Source organism: Draconibacterium sp. (assembly GCF_041583095.1).
Classification (GTDB): Bacteria; Bacteroidota; Bacteroidia; order Bacteroidales; family Prolixibacteraceae; genus Draconibacterium.
The window spans coordinates 1-23137 of sequence record NZ_JBFHGM010000052.1 but is presented as its reverse complement, the minus strand read 5'-3'; the positions used below and the strand labels follow the sequence as shown (position 1 = coordinate 23137).

18 protein-coding genes are annotated in these 23137 nt (G+C 42.1%); 13 read left to right on the top strand and 5 right to left on the bottom strand.

The annotated features are described in order from the left end of the window. On the bottom strand, window positions 1-1685 hold a 1685-nt coding region (locus ABZB17_RS07255; protein WP_372648979.1), incomplete at its 3' end, for a glycoside hydrolase family 3 protein. A gap of 76 nt (window positions 1686-1761) precedes the next feature. Between ABZB17_RS07255 and ABZB17_RS07250 the strand changes: the two genes are divergently transcribed. From ABZB17_RS07250 to ABZB17_RS07235, 4 genes are all read left to right on the top strand, one after another. Continuing rightward, window positions 1762-2931 (top strand): exo-beta-N-acetylmuramidase NamZ domain-containing protein, encoded by a 1170-nt coding sequence (locus tag ABZB17_RS07250; RefSeq protein ID WP_372648977.1) that lies wholly within the window; start codon window positions 1762-1764, stop codon window positions 2929-2931. Between the two features lie 9 nt (window positions 2932-2940). Beyond that, complete coding sequence (locus ABZB17_RS07245) at window positions 2941-4392, top strand: sodium:solute symporter (protein WP_045026207.1); 1452 nt, start codon at window positions 2941-2943, stop codon at window positions 4390-4392. A 96-nt stretch (window positions 4393-4488) separates the two neighbouring features. Further along, the gene (locus ABZB17_RS07240; protein WP_372648976.1) at window positions 4489-5928 is read left to right on the top strand and encodes a hypothetical protein; all 1440 of its coding nucleotides are present in this window, start codon (window positions 4489-4491) and stop codon (window positions 5926-5928) included. A gap of 1 nt (window position 5929) precedes the next feature. Beyond that, window positions 5930-6952: an endonuclease gene (locus ABZB17_RS07235; RefSeq protein WP_372648975.1), complete on the top strand. Its 1023-nt coding sequence runs from the start codon at window positions 5930-5932 to the stop codon at window positions 6950-6952. Here the strand turns inward: ABZB17_RS07235 and ABZB17_RS07230 are convergent. Next, window positions 6949-8358: a CCA tRNA nucleotidyltransferase gene (locus ABZB17_RS07230; RefSeq protein WP_372648973.1), complete on the bottom strand. Its 1410-nt coding sequence runs from the start codon at window positions 8356-8358 to the stop codon at window positions 6949-6951. The two genes, ABZB17_RS07235 and ABZB17_RS07230, sit on opposite strands and share 4 nt — an antisense overlap. Before the next feature lie 176 nt (window positions 8359-8534). Here ABZB17_RS07230 and trxA point away from each other — a divergent pair, with 176 nt between their 5' ends. Further along, entirely contained in the window at window positions 8535-8906 is a 372-nt protein-coding gene (gene trxA / locus ABZB17_RS07225) for a thioredoxin (RefSeq protein ID WP_038556556.1), read from the top strand. Here trxA and murF read toward each other — a convergent pair. Together murF and ABZB17_RS07215 are read right to left on the bottom strand one after the other, a co-directional pair. Further along, window positions 8899-10194 carry a UDP-N-acetylmuramoyl-tripeptide--D-alanyl-D-alanine ligase gene (murF, locus tag ABZB17_RS07220; protein WP_372648971.1) on the bottom strand — a complete coding sequence of 432 codons (1296 nt, stop codon included), beginning with the start codon at window positions 10192-10194 and terminating at the stop codon, window positions 8899-8901. The genes trxA and murF overlap by 8 nt on opposite strands. A gap of 78 nt (window positions 10195-10272) precedes the next feature. Next, on the bottom strand, window positions 10273-11727 hold the full coding sequence (locus ABZB17_RS07215) for an SUMF1/EgtB/PvdO family nonheme iron enzyme (protein WP_372648969.1): 1455 nt from the start codon (window positions 11725-11727) through the stop codon (window positions 10273-10275). 207 nt (window positions 11728-11934) lie between these two features. Here ABZB17_RS07215 and porU point away from each other — a divergent pair, with 207 nt between their 5' ends. The 5 genes from porU to ABZB17_RS07190 all read left to right on the top strand — a co-directional run bounded on the left by porU (window position 11935) and on the right by ABZB17_RS07190 (window position 18229). Further along, on the top strand, window positions 11935-15666 hold the full coding sequence (porU, locus tag ABZB17_RS07210; protein ID WP_372648967.1) for a type IX secretion system sortase PorU: 3732 nt from the start codon (window positions 11935-11937) through the stop codon (window positions 15664-15666). Window positions 15667-15840: 174 nt separating this feature from the next. Then, on the top strand, window positions 15841-17004 hold the full coding sequence (gene porV / locus ABZB17_RS07205) for a type IX secretion system outer membrane channel protein PorV (protein WP_372648965.1): 1164 nt from the start codon (window positions 15841-15843) through the stop codon (window positions 17002-17004). Further along, a complete protein-coding gene (ispF, locus tag ABZB17_RS07200) occupies window positions 17004-17483 on the top strand; it encodes a 2-C-methyl-D-erythritol 2,4-cyclodiphosphate synthase (protein ID WP_372648963.1) in 480 nt (159 codons plus the stop codon). The genes porV and ispF overlap by 1 nt, the downstream gene beginning before the upstream one ends. Next, window positions 17484-17846, top strand: a complete 363-nt coding sequence (locus ABZB17_RS07195; protein WP_372648961.1) for a CoA-binding protein — start codon at window positions 17484-17486, stop codon at window positions 17844-17846. A 50-nt stretch (window positions 17847-17896) separates the two neighbouring features. After that, window positions 17897-18229: a thioredoxin family protein gene (locus ABZB17_RS07190; RefSeq protein WP_372648959.1), complete on the top strand. Its 333-nt coding sequence runs from the start codon at window positions 17897-17899 to the stop codon at window positions 18227-18229. Between the two features lie 296 nt (window positions 18230-18525). Here the strand turns inward: ABZB17_RS07190 and ABZB17_RS07185 are convergent, their stop codons facing one another. Continuing rightward, entirely contained in the window at window positions 18526-20529 is a 2004-nt protein-coding gene (locus ABZB17_RS07185) for a urocanate hydratase (RefSeq protein WP_372648957.1), read from the bottom strand. A gap of 145 nt (window positions 20530-20674) precedes the next feature. Between ABZB17_RS07185 and ABZB17_RS07180 the strand changes: the two genes are divergently transcribed. From ABZB17_RS07180 to ABZB17_RS07170, 3 genes are all read left to right on the top strand, one after another. After that, a complete protein-coding gene (locus tag ABZB17_RS07180; RefSeq protein WP_045026216.1) occupies window positions 20675-21253 on the top strand; it encodes a LemA family protein in 579 nt (192 codons plus the stop codon). 112 nt (window positions 21254-21365) lie between these two features. Beyond that, window positions 21366-21803, top strand: a complete 438-nt coding sequence (locus ABZB17_RS07175; RefSeq protein ID WP_045026217.1) for a TPM domain-containing protein — start codon at window positions 21366-21368, stop codon at window positions 21801-21803. A 73-nt stretch (window positions 21804-21876) separates the two neighbouring features. After that, window positions 21877-22668 (top strand): YgcG family protein, encoded by a 792-nt coding sequence (locus ABZB17_RS07170; RefSeq protein WP_372648955.1) that lies wholly within the window; start codon window positions 21877-21879, stop codon window positions 22666-22668. The last annotated feature ends 469 nt before the right edge of the window (window positions 22669-23137 follow it).

Genomic DNA, 23137 nt, shown 5'->3' with positions numbered 1-23137 from the left:
TGAGCTACGATCAATGCATCGGCATGATGAATGTTGGCAAAGTGTTTCAATGCATAAACATTTCCGAAAAGTGTAAATACCACGTTTTGTTCATGTACAAGATCAATAACCGCTTGTTTTTGTATTTCAGAAATGCCGTATTCGTTTGATGAGTATTTGTTAATCCCTGTAATTCCGGCAATAACAAAGTTGTAGTTATCCAGTTTTTGGCGAAGATTCGCCCAGGTTTTTTCTGTGGCATCTTTTGGCAGCCAAAAATGATCCATACCTGAATATTTTTCCAGCGTATTTTGGAAGATTGATTTTTGGTCGCCGCCAATCATTATTGTTGCAATATTGCGTTTTTCCAAATCCTGCACCGGAAGTGTACTGTTGTTATTTACGACAACTGTCATGGATTTTTTTATCAGTTTTCGGTTGGTAACCTGGTATTCGGGCGCGTTAAGATCGGCAGTGATATCTTTTAAATCTACCGGTTGATAGTTGTTTAATCCAACCCAGCGTTTTAGTGCCAAAACGGTTCTGCACTTTTCGTTTATTTCATCTTCGGTAATTTCGCCATTGGCGATGGCCGCTTTTATGGTTGCCACAGCCTTACCTGCATCTTCTACAAATTCTATCATATCGTTTCCGGCAATCAGGGCTTCCAGTTCTGCTCTTCCGGCGGTGGTTTGTACTCCTTTCATGGTTATGGCGTCGGTAACCACAAAACCTTTGTAGCCAATCTCATCTTTTAAATAATCGGTAATTACTTTTTTCGAAAGCGATGAGGTGATTCCGGATTCGTCGAGCGAAGGAACATTTAAATGCCCCGACATAATTCCCGCAATTCCTTTATGCGATAAATATCGGAACGGGTAACTTTCAATGCTGTCGATGCGGCTTTTCGAATGCGGAATAAGCGGCAGAGTTTTGTGTGAATCGGTTTTGGTGTCGCCATGCCCCGGGAAATGTTTAGCCACGGGAATAACGTTGTTGTCCTGCATTCCTTTGGCCACCATCCACGACTTTTCAGCTACATTGTGTTTTTGTTCTCCAAACGAACGAAAACCGATAACCGGGTTAAACGGATTGGTGTTAATATCGGCAACCGGAGCAAAATTCATTTGAATTCCCATACGTTTTAACTGGCTGGCAAAATCCTGTCCCATTTGGTAGAGTAGTGAAGTGTCCTGCACGGCACCCAACGATTGAGCATACGGATAAACAATTGTGCTGTCGGTTCGCATAGCCGGTCCCCACTCTCCGTCGATAGCCACCAAAAGCGGCGTTTCAGAAGCTGCCTGAAACTGATTGATCCAATCGGTATTTTTTGTGGGCGAGCCTTGCATTACCAGGATTCCGCCGGGTTTCCAATCCTGTATTCTTCGTTTAAAGATGGCTTTGGCCGCATCGTTCTGTTTGGGGTAAACAGTAATCATCATCAGCTGGGCAATTCGCTCATCTAAACTCATTTTTTCGAGTTGCTGGTTTACCCAGTCATCGTTCTTATATTTCAGAAACGGAGGTTCCTGGGCCGAGGTACAGTTCGCCAGAGATAATACTAAAATGGTAAAAAGTAGAAATGTTACAGGTGTTGGTTTCATCGTTGTAAATTCGCTAAAAATTTGTGCTACACGTTTAACGTTCATCGAAATAAAATAGTACAAATAGCGCATGATAATTTTAATTCGTTTCCGTTTCAATTTTTTAACTAAATGATTGCTTTTTAAAAAATTTAAAAACTATCTTCGCTTGCGCAAATGTAATATTTTAAAGCCAATGTTCAGGATTTTTTTAGTGTTAGTTTTATGGATATCGGCCAGCGGTTGCCTGGCACTGCAAGATAATGAAATTATTGTAGGGGCGGAGCGTACTTCGCTATATTTAGATGCGTTGAATGGCAAAAATGTGGGGTTGGTGGTAAACAACACCTCCATTGCGAAAGGCCAGCACCTGGTTGATTTTTTATTGAATCACGAAGTTGATGTAAAAAAGATATTTGCGCCTGAACATGGTTTCAGAGGCGATGTATCTGCCGGAGGAGAAGTAGTGGACGGGCTGGACAAAAGCACGGGACTGCCGGTTTTTTCGCTTTACGGTAAAAATAAGAAACCAACTGAAGAACATTTTAACGGTCTGGATGTGGTTGTTTTTGATATTCAGGATGTAGGTTGCCGCTTTTACACCTACATTTCAACTATGCATTACGTTATTGAGGCCTGTGCCGAATATGATATTCCGCTAATTGTTTTCGACCGTCCAAATCCGAATGGCGATTATGTGGCCGGGCCAATCAGGGAAGAAGGTTTTGAATCGTTTGTAAGTCTCGATCCCATTCCTATTGTGCATGGATGTACGGTTGGCGAGCTCGCCAATATGATCAATGACGAAGGCTGGCATGCTGCCAACAGAAAATGCGATCTTACGGTTATTCCGGTAGAAAACTACGATCATTCGATGGCTTATTCTTTACCGGTGCGCCCGTCGCCTAATTTGCCCAATGATCTTTCTGTGCGCTTATACCCGTCATTGTGCTTTTTTGAAGCTACCAGTGTAAGCGTTGGACGCGGAACCGATTTCCCGTTCCAGGTGTTGGGTGGTTTAAACGAAAATCTTGGCACATTTGAATTTACCCCGCGAAGCATTCCCGGAGTAGCCATAAACCCGCTAAACAAAGACAAAAAATGTTATGGTGTTGATTTGCGAACATTGGAAGAATCGCCAAAATTTACTTTGAAATACTTCCTCGACTTCTACAATAAATACGAGAACGAGTCTGATTTCCTTACGCGCGAACGCTGGCTGAACCTGCTTGCCGGAACCGATTCGATGATCAAACAAATCAGAGAAGGAAAAAGCGAAGTTGAAATTATTGAAAGCTGGCAATCCGGGCTGGAAGAGTTTAAACAACTGAGAAAGAAATATTTATTATACCCCGATTTCGAATAAACAAAAATTATGAGTCCATATCTTGTTCTTGGAATTGTACTTGGTTATTTTTTAGTACTTATTTTTATTTCGTGGTTAACTGCGCGAAAAGCCGATACACAGGCCTTTTTTACTGCAAACCGAAAATCGCCGTGGTATTTGGTGGCCTTTGGGATGGTTGGAGCTACGCTCTCGGGAGTAACGTTTATTTCTGTTCCGGGAGAAGTTGGTAATTCGGCCTTTTCGTACCTGCAGTTTGTTCTCGGAAACCTCGTGGGATACTGGTTGGTAGCCGGTATTTTGCTGCCTTTGTATTATCGTCTTAACCTGGTTTCAATCTATTCGTTTCTTGATGAACGTTTTGGACCACGATCATACAAAACCGGCTCTTTTTTCTTTTTGATCTCGAAACTGATTGGGGCTGCGTTCCGGTTATTTCTGGTAGCTGGAGTATTACAAATCGCCTTTTTCGATGCTTTTAATATCCCGTTTTCGTTAACCGTAATTGTTACCATCGCACTTATTTGGGTATACACTTTTAAGGGAGGAATTAAAACAATCGTTTGGACCGATACACTGCAAACACTCTTTTTGGTCAGTGCGGTTATTTTTACGATTGTAGCCATTTCACGAAGCCTTGATTTGAATTTGTCAGGCTTGGTGAAAACCATTGCTGATGATAATAACTCGCAACTGTTCTTTTGGGACTGGCGATCGGGAAATAACTTTTTCAAGCAGTTTGTATCGGGAATGTTTATCACCATTGTTATGGTTGGTATGGACCAGGATATGATGCAAAAAAACCTGACGTGCAAAAATAAGTGGGAGGCCCAGAAAAACATGCTGGTGTTTAGTATGTCGTTTCTTTTCACAGTGGTGCTGTTTCTTAGCCTGGGAGTAATGTTGTACATTTTTGCCCGCGAGCATGGAATTAGCATACCTGAAAATACCGATGACCTTTACCCGATGTTGGCTTTAAAATATTTTGGATTGCCGGTGGGAATTGCCTTTTTGTTGGGTATTACAGCAGCAGCCTATTCAAGTGCCGATTCGGCATTAACCGCATTGACAACATCGTTTACAGTCGATTTCCTGAAAATCCATAAATACCCTGAAGAAAAGAAACGCCGTATAAAAATGTTGTCGCACTTGATGTTTTCAGTGCTGTTAATTGCGGTAATTCTTGTTTTCGATGCCATTAATAATCAGAGCATTGTAGTGGCCGTGTTTACCGTCGCCGGATATACTTATGGTCCAATTTTAGGGTTATTTCTGTTTGGCATGTATTCATCGCGAAAAGTGAAAGACAAGTGGGTGCCATACATAGGAATTTTTGCACCCGTTTTGTGCTACTTTATTTCAAGTTACTCCGAGGTACTTTTTAATGGCTATCAGTTTGGATTCGAATTGCTTATCCTGAATGGGGCAATAACAATGCTTGGTTTATTACTTATTTCTGAAAAAAGTGCAGTTAAAGGCTAAGGATTGCAAAGAAATGTTAAAAATTGTGAATTGATTTTCTATATTTGTAAAATAACGGCGAAAAGTGGACGTTATAAGGATATAAATTAATTCGAATTGGTTAAATATTTACTTCAAATACTGGCTGCAGCCCTTGTGCTTGTCATGCTTTTCTCGTGTGAGGATGAGGGATATTTGACGTCTACCGATGCGCAACTTAAGTTTTCTGCTGATACGGTAACATTCGACACCATTTTTACTTCTATTGGCTCAACAACCCGACGATTTACGGTGAGTAACCCTTATAACGAGGATGTTCTTATTTCGCGTATTCGTTTGGCAGGAGGCGATGCTTCAAATTTCAGGTTGAATATTAATGGTTTTGAAAGCAGCGAACTCTACGAAATTACATTACCTGCAAAAGACAGTATCTATATTTTTGTTGAGGTTACCATCGATCCAACCGGACAAAACCTGCCAATGGTTGTGCAGGATTCGATTGAATTTACAACCAATACTAATTTCCAGAGTATTATGCTGGAAGCGTATGGGCAGGATTTTAAACTGATAAAAAGCGAACGGATTAAAACAACTACCTGGACTGCCGAAAAGCCCTATCTGGTTTATGATTATGCCTATGTTGACAGTTTGGCGACATTAACGATTGAAGCGGGAACAAAAATATATTTCCATAAAGGTGCCGGTATGTATGTTCGTGGAAATGTAGTAGCCGATGGCACTTTCGAATCGCCGATTATATTCCGGGCTGATCGTCTGGAACCATCGTATGAAAATATTCCAGACCAGTGGAACGGCATTGTGCTGTATTCCGGTAGTCATGATAACGTATTCAATTTTAGCACCATTAAAAATGCAAATATTGGTTTGCAGGTCGGAACAATTGAAAACGAAGGTTATGCCTCGATATCGCTTACCAACTCGAAAGTTGAAAATATGGCTTATGCAGGAATCTTTGCTTTGAAGTCGAAGATTTATGCATATAACACACTAATTGCCAACTGTGGATTTTATGCTGCAGCACTGCTGGTTGGTGGCGAATACGAATTTTACCACTCAACTATTGCCAATTATTGGGGCAACTACGGACAGTCTGTACGAACTACACCATCATTGGTTGTTTCGAATGTATTGGTTGTTGAAAATTCAACTGGCGAACAAGTTTCGTATAATGGTGATTTGACCAAAGCAACTTTTGGGAACAGCATTATATTTGGTAATATTGGAAACGAACTGGAGTTGGGGGATAACGAAGAGAACACATTCAATTACCTTTTCGACCATTGTATTATACAGGCACCTGATACTTTGAATACGAGCAACACAAATCATTACATTAATGCGATGATCGGGATGGAATTTGATCCGCGATTTGTTGATCCGTACGATGATTACAACTTCGAGTTGGATACCTTATCGGCAGGAAAAGACGTAGGAACAAAAAAGTATTCAGAGCGATTTCCGGTTGATTTGCTGAACAGAAGCCGAACCGGCGAAGATGGCCCCGACCTGGGAGCATACGAACGCATTGAAAAGTAAAATGAAACACTTCCTTTTTTGTTTATCCCTAATTCTGCTCATTGCAATAAGTAATGCACAAAATAGTGATGCCGAATTTTCAATACTCTTTTATAACGTAGAAAACCTGTTTGATGTACGAAACGATTCGTTAACTGCCGATGATGAGTTTACGCCTGCCGGCGAGCGTCACTGGACTCGAAAACGTTTCGAAAACAAAATCAATAATATCTCGAAAGTAATACTGAGTGCCGGTGGTTGGCAGATACCCGATCTGGTTGCTTTAGCAGAAATAGAGAATCGTTATGTCCTGAAAAAACTTACCGAAGATACGCCGCTAAAAACTATACCTTACAAAATTATTCATAAAGAATCGCCGGATCCGCGTGGTATTGACGTGGCGCTTATTTATAATTCCGAAACTTTTTATCCGCTTGATTACGCATATTTCACGTTGGAAGATAAAAACGGTGGAATTCGAAAAAGTCGTGAAATTCTTTATGTGTTGGGTACAGTAAATGGAGGAGACTCTGTTCATGTGTTTGTAAACCACTGGCCGTCGCGATATTCCGGTTTATTGGAAACACGACCGGCACGGCAGCAGGCCGCTCTTTTGCTTTTATCGAAATACAAGGAAATCATTCGGAAAAATGAAAAGGCAAAGGTGGTTATTGTAGGCGATTTTAACGATCAACCAACTGATGAAAGTATATTGCAGGATCTTGGTGCAGGAGATCCCGTAAATAGCGAATCGGCCGGGTTGTTTAATTTATCATTTCCGTGGATGAATCAGGAAGAAGGGACTTTAAAGTACCAGGAGCAGTGGTTTATTTTCGATCAGATAATTGTATCACCGGGTTTATTGACAGCAACAAACGGGTTAAGCTCCAAAACTGAAAATGCAACAATTTGCAAACTACCTTTTTTATTTGAGCCAGATGAAACTCGTGGAGGCCGAAGATTGCATCGTACCTATACAGGTTATCGGTACAACGGAGGGTTTAGCGACCATCTGCCTATTGTGCTAAAGTTGCAGATTTATTAATCTTTTGCCTTCAGCCCCATTTCTTCTGCTTTTTTCATCATAAAAGCAAAAGCTTCCTCGTAGTTGTTATGAATTTCTCCATCCAGAATAGCCTCTTTAATGGCATCTTTTAGCAGACCCACTTCGCGGCACGGCGACAAATTAAAAGTCTCCATTATAAGGTCGCCGTCAACCGGAGGCTGAAAATTCCGAATAGCATCTTTCTCTTCAATCTCCTTTAGCTTTTGGCGCACCACTTTGAAGTTTTTCATGTAGCGTTTCACCTTCTCCGGATTCTTCGAAGTGATGTCGGCCTCGCAAAGCGTCATTAAATCATCAATGTCGTCACCGGCCTCAAAAAGCAGGCGTCTTACTGCCGAGTCGGTTACAATATCTTCCGAGAGAACAATTGGTCGCATGTGCAGGCCTACCATTTTCTGAACATACTTCATCTTTTCGTTTAACGGTAGTTTCATGCGTTTAAAGATTTTGGGAATCATTTTTACACCCACAAAATTATGAGCGTGAAAAGTCCATCCCAAACCTTCAACAAAACGTTTTGTTTTGGGTTTGGCTATGTCGTGTAGCAATGCCGACCAGCGTAACCATAAATTATCGGAGTTGGGTACCAGGCGGTCAAGTACTTCAATGGTGTGATAGAAATTATCTTTATGACCGATGCCATTTACTTTATCAACGCCTTTCATATTTTGCAACTCCGGAAAAATTATCTCCAGCAGACCGGTTTCTTCCAGTAATCTAAATCCTTTTGAAGGTTTCGGAGCCATAATAATTTTATTTAACTCCTCAATAACGCGCTCGGCCGAGACAATTTTAATACGGTCTTTGTTTCGGGTAATTGCTTTTAGCGTTTCATCCTCAATCTCAAAATCAAGTTGAGTAGCAAAACGAATGGCACGCATAATACGTAAGGGATCGTCGGAGAAGGTAACATCTGGATCGAGCGGAGTGCGGATGATCTTATTATTCAAATCATCCATCCCGTTAAACGGATCAACCAGCTCGCCAAAACGATCGCCGTTTAGAGAAAAAGCCATTGCGTTGATGGTAAAATCGCGGCGGTTCTGATCGTCTTCCAGTGTACCGTCTTCCACAATCGGTTTTCTCGAGTTGCGTTGGTACGATTCTTTTCGGGCCCCTACAAACTCAATCTCAAGATCTTTGTATTTTAACATGGCGGTGCCAAAGTTTTTAAATACATTAACCCTTGGGCGCGGCTTTAGGTTTTTGGCCACCTCTGTAGCGAAATCGATGCCACTGCCAATGGTTACAATATCGATATCTTTTGAAGGGCGTTCGAGAAATAGGTCGCGTACATATCCTCCAATTACATAAGTTTCTGTTTCAACACGGTCGGCAACCGCCTGTATATCTTTGAAAATCTTCTCTTTTAGCTTGCTGTTCATCTGACAAAAATCGTATTCCAAAATGGGCTATTCTGCCACTTTGATAAAAAATCGTGACAAAATTACAATTATTTAGTTGAAATTAAGTAGTAACTTGGGAATTCAAAATTTGGTATTATCTTTGATATGTAAATATTGAAATAAATAGATATATAAATACTGAAAAATATAGGATTATGTTGGAACATTTAACAAAAGAAACATTTAAAGAGAAAGTTTTCAATTTTGAAACAAATAAAGAGTGGAAATACGAAGGTGAGAAGCCATGTTTGATTGACTTTTACGCCGATTGGTGTGGACCATGTAAAATGGTTGCTCCGGTGCTGGAAGAGTTGCAATCGGAGTATGGCGACAGCATCGTAATCTACAAAGTAAATACTGAAGAACAGCAGGAATTAGCCGGAATGTTTGGTGTACAAAGTATCCCTTCATTGCTGTTTGTGCCGCAAGACGGACAACCGCAAATGGCTATGGGAGCACTTCCGAAACAAACTTTCGAGAAAGCAATTTCTGACGTGCTGAAAGTTGAAAAACCTCAGGCTAATTAAGGAGATCGAGTACTTTTTCAAGCTGTATACCGCGGGAACCTTTTATTAAAATGTTCCCGTTTTTTATGGGCTCATTTTTCAGGTAGGCACATAGTTCATCAACATTAATAAAAGATTTAATACCTTCCCCGGTGTTGACCTTCGTGAATTCTTTACCCACTAAAAAAGTGTTGCTTTTCAAATCTCCGGGAATCAACTCAACGATCTTCGAATGTTCATCATCTGAATATTCACCAAGCTCAAGCATATCGCCAAGAATGAGGTATTTATCACCTTTAAGGTTTTCCAGAAAACTTTTGATGGATGCTGCCATACTTGTTGGGTTGGCATTGTAGGCATCCATAATAATCTTTAGTTCTCCTTTGTTTATCAACTGCGATCGATTGTTGGTGGGGCTGTATTCTTTTATGGCTTGTTGGATTTTTAAGGGATCAACATCAAAATAATTTGCGATGCAGGCAGCCGCTAAAATATTTTCAAAATTGAAATCACCTATTAGATTGCTGTTCAGGTAAAGTACGCCCTTTTTAAAATTGGCTTTTACATGAATAAACGGAGGACTTTGAATCGTTTCGCCGGTGAACGACGCATTTTCTTTTCCGTAAGAAATGCGTTTTGGAAGTGCTTCGCCAATTTCTTCAAGTAATTTATTGTCGGCGTTGTAAAATACAACTCCATTTTTTTCCCCCAGATAATCGTATAGTTCGCCCTTGGTTTTTATTACACCTTCAAACGAGCCAAAACCTTCGAGGTGCGCCCGGCCGATGTTGGTAATGATGCCAAAATCAGGATCGGCAATTTTACACAAATCGGCGATTTCACCCGGATGATTGGCGCCCATTTCCACCACGCCAAATTCAGTGTTTTTATCCATTGCAAGCAGCGTTAACGGAACTCCGATATGGTTGTTTAAATTCCCCTGCGTAAAGCTTACTTTGAATTTTTTACCAAGCACTGTTGAGATCAGCTCCTTTGTGGTCGTTTTTCCATTGGTGCCGGTAATAGCAAGTATGGGCAGTCCCAATTGTTTTCTGTGATAATGGGCCAGTTGCTGTAATGCTGTAAGAACATCGTCTACCAAAAGAATTTTGTCATCGGTGGCGTATTCCGCTTCGTCAACAATGGCAAAAGCTGCTCCTTTTTTCAGGGCATCGTGGGCATATTTGTTGCCATTAAAATTGGCCCCTTTTAATGCGAAAAAAATACAGCCATTCTCAATTTTTCGGCTATCGGTAGATACCTGTGTTGATTTTAGAAAACAACTGTAGATAGTTTCAATACTTGTCATAAAGCAAAAATACGATTCAATTTGGCATAAAAAAAGCTCCGCAGTTGTACGAAGCTTTTCTGAAAATATTTTTATGATTTAGAAACCTTCAGGGCTTCCAACTCTGGTCATTGCGCAACGGAAACCAAGATCGTTCTGTGCCTTGGTTTGCTCCAGGTAACGACGTGTTCCGGGAACCAGCCAGTAAGGGCGATCTAGCCACGATCCGCCTTTGTACACACGAACTTCATCATCAATTAATGAAGAGAACGCGCCAGGCCTGTCATCCTGAATATACATGCCATCGGTTTGTTTGTCGTTACCAATCCACGTATCACCTTCAACAATCTGCGAATTAGGATCACCGTCCAAAACATTTCGGTAGTCCATTCCGGCAATTGTATCTTTTATAAGTTCACCATATTGGTCTCTCATTAGTTGACCGTTTGGGTCGCGACGGTATTCTGTAATAACGTTACCACGGAACGGGTTAAACTCTTCCACATCGTTTAACGACATTGGACGGTAAACATCGGCCACCCATTCGTTAACGTTACCCGACATACAATACAGATTGTAATCGTTAGGTTCGTACGAGAAAACAGGTGCAGCAATATCTGCGTTATCGTTCAGTGCTCCTGCCATACCCATCATATCACCACGTCCACGAACAAAGTTGGCTTTTAAGCGGCCTTTTTCTTTTTTCTTATCCTGACGCAGGTAAGAACCGTTCCACGGATACAATTTACGGTCGGTAAGTAATTCGCCATCGGTATTACCAATTAAACCGTAGGCTGCGTATTCCCATTCTGCTTCGGTTGGCAGGCGGTAATTTGGTAGCATAATGCCATCTTCCCATTTTGGGCGACGAGTTGTTCCATCAGGATTTTCAACAGGTTTGTCTCCTTCAGTTCCCTGGTATAATCCTGCTAAATACGTATCTGTGGTATACACGTTTTCACCCGCTTGGGTGTTATCATGCGTAATAATCTCTCTGTCTACCAATATTTGTTCGTTAACCCTGTCGGTACGCCAGGCACAATAAGCTTCGGCCTGCTCCCAGCTAACTCCAACCACCGGATATTCTGAATACGCCGGATGACGGAAATAATTATTTACGTAAGGTTCGTTGTAAGCTAAATCTCTACGCCAAACACTTGAGTCAGGCGTAATGGCCTTCATTCTTTCTACATCGCCGGGGTATACACGACCTGTCCAGTGGGTAAATTCACGATAGTCCTGATTTGAAACTTCTGTTTCGTCCATATAAAACGAAGCTACAGTAACTCTTCGGGGATAATTGTCGTTGCGGTACATAACGTCCTGCTCAACACGACCCATAGTAAACGTACCACCCTGAACAAAAACTAAACCCGGTCCGGCTTCCTGCTCGTATCCCGAAATATTTGGAATATTTCCGGTCTCTTCAGCATTGTATTCCCAACCAGTAGTTCGTGATGAATCTCCTTTGCCTCCTATTCCGAATAATCCACATCCGGAAACGAATGCAGCTAAGGCAATAAAAACGAATGGTTTTAATCTTTTAAAATTCATTGTTTGTATAAATTTTCTCATCGACACAAATATAACTAATTTGTTCAATTCTTATTGTTCAGTCTTTTCAATTATTTTATTCTTCATTTAAGAAGGATGTTAATATCTTTGGCACTATTCGGTGTTAAACCGTGGTTGGTTTGTGGCTTTATTTGCAATATTTGAATGCGGTATCCGTTTACAAGCTTATATTATTGACCGTATTTTATGAATAAATATACACTTCTATTATTTGTTTTTTTGCTCGGCTTTGCTGTTAACGATGTGCATAACGAGATTATTGTACTCAGCTGGCAGGAAAATCCGGGTAGCCGCGACGGAGAAGTATTAGAATTTTTTGAGAATGCTGATATATCGGGCGATCTGGCACATCTGGCTTTGCCTGTTTATACCCGGCTTTATAAGCTTGAAAATCCAAATAAAATACTTCGGTTTAGTATCAGGAATCCCGTTTTTGAGGAGGTGAGTGACAGTATAAAGAAACTGTTAGCTGTTGAAATTCCATCAGAACTACAAGTTACTACATCTGTTTTGCAGTCGGGGAACGAAAAAAAAATTGAACTTCAGATCATTCCGCTGAAAGAAGAGAACGGTAAAATTTACCGGTTAAAAAGTTTTGAATTACGCGATGCTCCCGATGTTTATAAAAAGTCAGTTCAAACCATAAATTGGAAATCAGAGTCCGTTCTGGCAACGGGTGATTGGGTAAAAATCCGTGCAACAGGAAAAGGGATTTACAAGATACCCCATTCGAGATTAATGGATTGGGGATTTTCAGATCCTGCGCAGGTTGGTGTATTTGGAAGCGGAGGAAAAATACAATCGGAAGATCCTGGCGAGATTGATTACGATGATTTGGAAGAGTGTGCTGTGTGGACAGCCAGTAATAATGGCGAGCAGTGTTTGTTCTTTTATGCACCCGGAATTACCGAATGGGATTTAAACACTTCAGGAATTTTTTCACATCGTTCGAATGAATATACCACGCAGGGATATTTCTTCCTGGGAAACACGGGAACTCCTAAACAGCCCGAAACACTTGACAATGTTTCAGATGAAATAACCCATTCAACATCAACGTTTGATTGCCTCGACCTGATAGAATATGAAAAATACAACTTGCTGGAACTGGGATCAGGGAAGCGCTGGTTTGGCGACCGGTTTACCAATGGCGGATCAAAAAACTACACTTTTACGATTTCTGATCCTGCAGAAGGTTCGACAGCCAAATTAACAGTTAGCGGTGCTGCGCGATCGTTTCGGTCGTCGAATTTTTCGGTTGCTGCCGAAGGAGCAGAAGCCGGAACGGTATCATTCAGAAGTGTTGACACCGGTGAAACATACGGTATTTATGCCGATTCGGAAACAGCAACGATGGATGTGGGCTTATCGGAAGGCGAGCAGGAGATTCGGGTGACCTACAATGCCGCGAACAGCAGTGCCGAAGCGTGGCTCGATTATATAGAGCTGAACTACCGGAGAAACATTGTTGCAGGTGATTCTCCTTTGTTTTTCAGGGATTCGGAATCGGTTGGAGTAGGTAATATTGTTGAGTTTAAGATTGCAAATGCAGAAGATGCTACTAAAGTATTGGACGTTTCAGACATTAACAATGCAAAAGAAATAAATGCGGTGCTCAATGGTACCGAGTTGCGATTTAAACAGGAGGCCTCGGAATTAAAAGAATACGTGGTTTTTAATACTTCCGGAACTTTCCCCGAACCTGTATTTGTTGAGGATATTGAGAACCAGAATCTACACGCCATAAATACACCGGAGTTTCTAATCATTTCGCACAGTAATTTTATGAGCTCTGCCGAAGAACTGGCCGATTTTCATCGAACACAGGATGGAATGAGCGTGGAGGTGGTTGATGTAAATGCTATTTATAACGAATTCAGCTCGGGAAGTAAAAGTGCCACCGGAATCAGGAATTTTATAAAAATGATTTACGACCGGGGGAATACATTAAAATATGTATTGCTTTTTGGCGACGGTAGTTACGATAACCGAAATATAACCGGAAGCGGACTGAACTTTATCCCCACTTATCAGTCGGCGAATTCGCTTGATCCGCTAAATTCATTTGTAAGCGACGATTATTTTGTAATGCTCGATGCCGGAGAAAGATTATCCTATGGCTCTATCGATCTGGGTATTGGACGAATTCCTGCATCAACGGTTTACCAGGCGCAGCTGGTGGTTGATAAAATAAAACGATATTACGAACCGGAAGCTTTGGGCGACTGGCGAAATGTGGTTTGTATGATCGGCGATGATGGAGATACCGGAATTCACATGCGTCAGTCGGAGCAAATTGCCGATACACTCAATCGAAATCATGGAGAATTTATTACCGATAAAATATTTTTTGATGCTTACAACGAGGATGTTACGCCGGCTGGCGAACGTTACCCAGATGTAAATGCCGCAATAAACGAAAGGGTAGAAGAAGGGGTACTGATTCTTAATTATATCGGGCATGCCAATAATAGTTTTCTGGCGCACGAACATGTATTGGAAAAAGGTGACATTAACTCGTGGTCTAACCGAAATCAGCTGCCAATTTTTGTAACAGCTACCTGTGAGTTCAGTCGTTTTGATGCTGATGAAACCTCGGCCGGCGAGGAAGTGCTGATGAATCCAAACGGTGGCGGTATCGGGCTGTTTTCTACTACTCGTGTGGTAACTTCGGGAGCGAACTTTTTGCTGAGCCGCAGTTTTTACCGTTTTATCTTTGCCAAAGACGAGAATGGTGAGCATTACCGCATGGGCGATGTTATGCGTCTCGCCAAATCGAACCTGGCCAATGGAATTAATAAACGCAACTTTTCGTTGCTCGCCGATCCGGCATTAAAACTTTCGTATCCGAAATACCAGGTGATAACCACTTCAATAAATGGCGCCGATGCAACAAGCAGCCCCGATACGATTGGTACACTCGAAAAAATTACCATCGAAGGTTATGTGGCCGATTATTTCGATAAGCGGATAGATGACTTTAACGGCGAGATAACGCACACGGTTTACGATAAGGAAATAGATATGACAACGCTTGGAAATGGAGACGACAACAGGCCGTTGACGTTTCAGGTGCAGAATAACATTATCTACTCGGGAACGACCACAGTTACCAACGGAAATTTCAGCTTTAGTTTTGTGGTGCCCAAAGATATTTCATATAAAATTGGCTCGGGAAAAATTATGTATTACGCCCAAAATGGCGAAGAGGATGCACACGGCGCGTTTACAAATTTTAGTATTGGTGGCGAAGGATCGAACATTGCCGATAACAGCGGACCTGAAATTCAACTTTACCTGGATTCAGAAGATTTTCAGTCGGGCGATAAAACCGGTAAGAACCCAACGCTGCTGGCATATTTGTCGGACGAAAACGGCATCAATACAGTTGGAACCGGAATCGGACATGATATTACAGCGGTGATCGACAACGATTATTCAAAAGTGTACGTGCTTAACAATTATTACCAGGCCGAAAAAGATGACTACACAAGTGGCTCATTACAATTTCCGTTAAACAATCTTTCGGTTGGAAAGCATACCTTGTCGTTAAAAGCATGGGATGTTGCCAATAATTCAACGGAGGTGGAAATTGAGTTTGAGGTTACCGGCGATTTTATCATCAACGAAATAAGTAATTATCCGAACCCGATAACGGATTATACCTATTTTGTAATCGGGCACAACCAGGCAGGCGAAAGCTTTTCGGCAGTTTTCGACATTTATAACATCAACGGTAAACTTATCGATCAGTTTGAAACGGAGATCAGCTCGAACGGAAGCACTACCAATCCGGTGCGCTGGGATCTGTCAGAATCAAAAATTCCGCTTACGCAAGGTGTATATATATACCAGGTTTTTCTGAAAAACAACGAAGGGGTAATTGCTTCTAAGTCAGGCAAATTACTGGTGATGTAATAATTTTTCGCTTTCAGTAAAATTTTTCTTCAAAAGCTGCGTTTTCATTCTTGTATGCTTACAAGCTACAGCAAAAAGAAATGCTACACCCGGAATGAAAGTATTCAGGGTACAGATTTAACCTATTGTTGCAAAGACAAATGTTATATCTTTGCACGCTCAATTTTTAAAAGTATGATTAAATTAATACGAATTTTATTTGTGGTGGCGCTGGTTGCCATGGTAAGTAAAAATGTACAGGCCCAGACAGTTTCGGGTGCCAATACGATAACCACCGCCGTTCCGTTTTTGGCGATTACGCCTGATTCGCGCGCCGGAGGTATGGGTGATGCCGGAGTGGGTACCACAGCCGATGTAAACTCGCAGCACTGGAACCCGGCAAAGTATGTTTTTATGGAGAGCGAAATTGGAGTTGGCTTATCGTATTCGCCATGGTTGCGTAACCTGGTTGATGACATCAACCTGGCTTACCTGACAGGATACAAAAAACTGGATGATGTGCAGAGTCTTAGTGCTTCACTGCGTTATTTTGCGCTTGGCGACATATTAACGATGAATGATCAGGGAGAGCAGGGAATTCAGCTGAATCCAAACGAATTTGCAATAGATTTTGGTTACTCTCGTTTGTTGAGTGATGTTTTTTCGGGTGCGGTTGCCATACGTTACATTCGTTCCGACCTTACCGGTGGGCAACTTGTAAATGGTGTTGCTTCTCAAGCGGGTAACTCGTTTGCGGCTGATGTGGCTTTTTATTATTATAACGAATTCAGTGCGGGTCGACAAGACAATATTTTTGCTGCCGGTATTAATATTCAGAATATTGGTTCAAAAATATCTTATACAGATGGAACGGTAAAAGATTTTATTCCAACCACGCTGAAGCTGGGTGCATCATACACCATGGAGCTCGACGATTACAACTCGTTTGCTTTTGCAGTTGAAGCCAATAAATTATTAGTGCCAACGCCGAATGACTCGCTTTACAGTGATGGTGCTGTAATTTCCGGAGGAATTGGGTCTGATATTGGTGTTATCGAAGGTATTTTCAAATCGTTTGGCGATGCGCCGGGCGGATTTAAAGAAGAGATGCAGGAAATTACCTGGTCGGTAGGTGTTGAGTACTGGTATAACCAACAGTTTGCTTTGCGCGCCGGTTATTTCTACGAGAATGAAAACAAAGGTAACCGCCAGTTTATTACTGCAGGTGCCGGTTTAAAAATGAATGTTTTTGCGCTCGACTTCTCGTACCTGTTGCCAACACAACGTAACCACCCGTTGGAAAATACGCTGCGTTTCTCACTGGCGTTTGATATTGACGCATTTAGTAGCCAACGCTGATGGATTTCAGAATTGGACAAGGATATGATGTTCACCGTTTAGCCGAAGGAGAAACCTTGTGGTTAGGCGGTGTTCTTATTCCCCACTGTAAGGGAACAGTAGCACATTCTGATGGCGATGTGCTGATACACGCCATTTGCGATGCCATGCTGGGTGCGCTTAAATTGCGCGATATTGGGACACATTTCCCTGATACCGCTGCCGAATTCAAGAATATCGACAGTAAAATTCTGCTGAAAAAGTCGTACGAGCTGGTAAAACAGAAGGGATACGAAATTGTAAATATCGATTCTACTGTGCAGGCGCAACAACCAAAATTAAAACCGCATATTCCGGCGATGGAACAATGTATGGCCGATGTGCTGGAAATCGATGTTGACCGCGTGTCGGTGAAGGCTACAACTACCGAAACGCTTGGTTTCGAAGGCCGCGAAGAAGGGATGTCGGTTAATGCGGTGGTACTTTTAAAACGTATGTAAATGAGCAAACGCACACTTGTTATCGGTGCCAGCGAAAACCCGGCACGATACTCCAACAAAGCAATTCATGCCCTTCGTCGGAATGAACACGAGGTGATAGCACTGGCCAAACGAAAAGGATTGGTTGACGATGTTGCTATTGAAACAGCTTTCCCGGAAAAGGAAGAAATACATACTGTTACACTTTATGTGGGACCACAGCATCAGCCTGAGTATTATACCAATATAATTGATCTGAATCCGCAACGTGTTATTTTTAACCCGGGAACAGAAAATCCGGAATTTGCCGAAAAACTGGAAGCCAACGGAATTGAAGCCGAAGAAGCTTGCACATTGGTATTGTTAAGTATTGGGGCATATTAACCTATCAGAAATATGCGGCATCCTGCATCCAGTATCAAGCATTCTGTACCATGTTCAAAGAAATAAAATCATTAGAAGAGTTTATTGCACTGAAAGAAGAGCAGGCTGCTGTTCTTGCTTATTTCTCAACCGATGCCTGTTCGGTGTGTAAAGTGCTAAAACCAAAAGTGGAGGAAATGGCAACGGCCAGGTTCCCGAAAATGCAGCTGGTTTACATTAAATCGGATGTGTTGCCCGATGTGGCTGCCCAAAACAGCGTTTTTACCGCGCCAACAATCGTGGTGTTTTTCGATAGCCGCGAAACCATTCGAAAAAGTCGCGCCTTTAGTGTTGGAGAACTTCAGGATGAAATTGGGCGCTATTATTCGATGCTCTTTGATTAGCTTCAGCGGTGAAGTATAATTCTCAAAATGTACTGACTACGATGCTCTGCCACTTTAATCTTTAGCAATTGTACTTAGTACGATGCTTCAGTTATGCGGTTTTCTCTAATCGTACTCAGTACGATGGGCCATTCTCAGAGTTTTTCTCAATCGTACTCAGTACGTTTCATTACTACCACAGTTTTCACTGATCGTACTCAGTACGTTTCATCACTACCACAGTTTTCACCGATCGTACTCAGTACGTTCCTCCAATTCATAATGAATTACGGAACATGCTTGTTTATAAAGTGAGCCTATTTAAAGAGACCATCCAGCAGTTCATCATCAGCTTCTTCTGGTAAAGTAACTTTCAAATCCGGATTTTCTTTCATAGCCTGCTCAATGGCAAAACGTGCCGGTTTGTTACGAGCCCAGCTGCGGCGCGAAATGCCGTTGTTTACGTCCCAGTGCAACATCATTTTCAGGCGTTCTTCTGCTTCGGGCGATCCATCAATGGTCATTCCAAAGCCACCGTTTATAACTTCGCCCCAGCCAACACCGCCGCCGTTGTGCAACGAAATCCATGTAGCGCCGCGGAATCCGTCGCCAACAAAGTTCTGCACGGCCATATCGGCTGTAAACGACGAACCATCATAAATATTTGAAGTTTCGCGGTACGGCGAATCGGTGCCCGACACATCGTGATGATCGCGCCCCAGAACAATGGGTGCAGAGATGCGTCCGTCGGCAATCGCATCGTTAAATGCTTTGGCAATTTTTGTCCGGCCGTTGCAATCTGCATATAAAATTCGCGCTTGCGAACCCACCACCAGTTTGTTTTTTCCGGCTTCTTTTATCCAGTGAATATTGTCTTCCATCTGGCCTGTTATTTCATCCGGAGCTGAGGCAGCGATTTCAGTTAAAACTTCTGCTGCAATTTTATCAGTAGTTTCCAAATCCTCTGCTTTTCCCGATGTACACACCCAGCGGAAAGGGCCAAACCCATAATCGAAAAACAGCGGTCCCATTATGTCCTGAACGTACGACGGGTATTTAAATTTGCCATTGGTTTTTGTAACATCGGCACCGGCTCGGCTGGCTTCCAGCAAAAATGCATTGCCGTAATCCCAGAAATACATGCCGTTTTTAGTCAGTTTATTCACTGCAGCTACATGTCGGCGGAGGGTTTTATAAACTTCTTCTTGAAACTGTTCCGGATTTTCGGCCATCATTTTATTCGAATCCTCGAAGCTCAGTCCGGCCGGGTAATAACCTCCTGCAAACGGATTGTGCAACGATGTTTGATCCGATCCCAGTTCAATAGAAATATTTTCCTCAGCCAGTTTTTCCCATAAATCAACAATGTTCCCCTGATAGGCGATTGAAATGGCTTCTTTGTTTTTACGGGCTTTTAGTGCACGGGCGATTAATTCGTTCAGGTCGGTATAAACTTCATCTACCCAACCCTGACTGTGGCGAACTTCTACCGCTTTCGGATTCACTTCGGCAACAATACAAACCATTCCGGCAATTACCGTTGCTTTTGGTTGAGCTCCCGACATACCCCCAAGGCCGCTGGTAACAAATATTTTTCCGCCAAAATCGCCGGGCGAGTGCAGACGGGCAGCATTCATAACCGTAATTGTGGTACCGTGCACAATTCCTTGCGGACCAATGTACATGTACGATCCGGCTGTCATTTGACCATATTGAGAAACACCAAGAGCATTCATACGTTCGTAATCGTCGCGGCCCGAATAATTAGGGATAACCATGCCGTTGGTAACCACAACGCGCGGTGCATTTTTGTGCGACGGGAATAAACCCATTGGGTGACCGGAATACATAACCAGCGTTTGTTCGTCGCTCATTTCAGCCAGGTATTTCATAGTAAGCAAATACTGCGCCCAGTTTTGAAAAACCGCACCATTTCCACCGTAGGTGATCAGTTCGTGCGGATGTTGTGCCACGGCATAATCCAGGTTGTTTTGTATCATTAGCATAATTGATGCAGCCTGTTTCGATTTGGCCGGGTATTCATCAATGGGGCGTGCATACATTTTATAGTCGGGGCGAAAACGGTACATATAAATACGCCCGAATGTTTCAAGCTCATTCAAAAACTCGGGGGCGAGCACCTCGTGAAATTTTGCAGGGAAGTAGCGCAAGGCATTTTTTAACGCCAGCTTTTTTTCATTCGCCGATAATATGTCCTTTCTTTTGGGGGCGTGGTTAATGTTGGTTTCATAGGCTTTCGGCAATGGAAGTTTGTCCGGTATCCCTTGTAGAATAGCTGTTTTAAAATCTGCTAAATTCATGGTGCCTCTGCTTTAATCTTAATTATTTCGAAATACAACGGCAAATTATCGCCTTTCCCCGAATTTACTTCTGATATTTCACACCTTTTGAAAATATTTGCAGTTATTGTATACGTATAAGGGAAAACAAATAATAATTGAATAGATGAAAAGATTTAGAATTGTATTAATAGCGTTAGTAAGTGTAGTTTTATTTTCGAGTTGTGGTTACAACAAAATGGTGGAAATGGATGAGCAGGTAACTGCTTCGTGGGCGCAGGTTGAAAACGTATACCAGCGTCGTGCTGATCTGATTCCGAACCTTGTAAATACCGTAAAAGGTTATGCCGAGCATGAGCAGGAAACGCTTACCGGCGTTATTGAAGCACGCTCGAAAGCTACTTCTGTAAATATCGATCCTGCGAACCTGAATCCTCAGACTATTCAGCAATTTAACCAGGCGCAGGAAGGACTTTCTTCTGCTTTAAGTAAATTAATGGTAGTTGTTGAACGTTATCCGGATTTAAAAGCCAACCAGAATTTTATGGAATTACAGGCGCAGCTCGAAGGCACTGAAAACCGGATTGCTGTGGAACGTCGTAAATTCAACCAAACCACACAATCGTACAATGCCTATATCCGGAAATTTCCAAGGGTAATTTATGCCGGTTGGTTCGGTTTCGAAAAGAAAACCTATTTCGAAGCGCAGCAAGGTGCAGAACAAGCTCCTGAAGTACAGTTTTAATTGTTTTGCAAAGGTATGTTATGCTGTCCGTTAGTTGACGGATTCAGCAGCTCGCAAGTGAAGGAGATAGCATCCTTTTCAAATGCGGTAATTACAAAAAGGAAACGAAATTATGGGAGTTCAAAAATATTTTAGCGAAGCAGGAAAACTGCAAATTACCAACGCCATTCGGGTGGCTGAAACCAATACCTCGGGAGAAATAAGGGTGCACATTGAAAAACATTGTAAAGAAGATGTCTTGGATCGTGCTGCTTACCTTTTCGAAAAGTTGGAAATGCATAAAACCGAATTACGCAACGGTGTGCTTTTTTACCTGGCGGTTGAGGATAAAAAGTTTGCGATTTTAGGCGATGGAGGAATTAACCAAAAGGTGGCTGACGATTTCTGGGAAAGCACCAAAGAAGTGGTTATTGCCAAATTAAAAGAGGGTAAGTATGCCGAAGCTTTAGCCGATGGAATTATTATGGCAGGCGAACAGTTAAAAACACATTTTCCTTACCAGGATGATGACGTGAATGAATTATCAGACGAGATTTCGTTTGGAAAATAAAAATCACTGTTCCGCTTTTTCTCCCCTAGTAAGAAAAGCGGATGGATAGCAGAGGGGGTAAATTAAAAAGATTATGAAACGAACAATAATATTACTAATTGCAGTTATCGTAAGCGCCACAAGCGTTTTGGCACAAATACCCGAACGTCCGCAACCGGCACGTTTGGTAAACGATTTTGCCAATATTTTAAGCGATGGCGAAAAGCAAAACATGGAAAATGCCCTGGAACAGTTTGCACGAAAAACTTCCACACAAATTGTTGTGGTAACGGTTCCTGATCTCGAAGGATATGATCGTGCTGATTATGCCCAACGACTGGGCGAAAACTGGGGAGTTGGACAAAAAGGCAATGATAATGGTTTGGTGGTTTTGGTAAAACCAAAGGTTGGTAACAGCAGGGGGCAGGTATTTATTGCAACGGGCTACGGACTTGAAGGTGTGTTACCCGATGCCATTTTAAATACCACCATCGTTAACGAGGAAATGATTCCGCGCTTTAAACAGGAAGACTATTTTGGCGGTTTAGCGGCTGGATTAAACGTGATTATGGATATCACCCGTGGCGAATATACCGCAGAAAATTATCAGGAAAAGGTTAACGCCGGTGGCAGTGCCGGAATTCCCTTTGGAATCATCTTTTTTATTCTGCTGATAACCTTATTCGGCAGACGCCGGAGAGGTCGGTTTTACTCACCGGGCAGAAGTTTACCATTCTGGTTAGCTATGGGAATGATGTCGGGTAGTCATCGTTCATCCGGCTCGTTTGGAAACTTTTCGTCGGGTAGCGGAAGTTTCGGTGGCGGAGGCTTCGGTGGTTTTGGTGGCGGAAGCTTTGGCGGCGGAGGCGCCGGTGGAAGCTGGTAAGAGAAATTCATTTTTCGTTACATAAATAACAATGTTCAAATTTGATGAAGTCGTTTCTGAAGGAGCGGCTTTTTTCATTTTAGGGATTTTGGCAGTCGGTGTTAGGCAATTATAACCCCGGTTTTAAGCAGGCTTGCGCAGCCAATTTCGAAAATCATCATACATAAATGCTGCTTTTGTCGACTGCGATTAGGCAAAAAATAGTGCTGGCCCTCAAACGTATCTGCTACATTTGTATCATACAAACCCGTTTTATACAAACTCTTAATAACAGAGTCGATCAAAAGAAGCATAGATGCAATGAAGAAAAAATCCCGGAGTGGACGCCGGGATTTTTTTATGCGCGGAATTTTAAAGTATTCTTTTTAAACATCCTGCAAAAAAAAGCCGGTTCAAAAATCTTGAACCGGCTTTTTTAAAATAATATCTTAATGCTTAGTCTGCAATATCTTCCACTACGTTAATATTC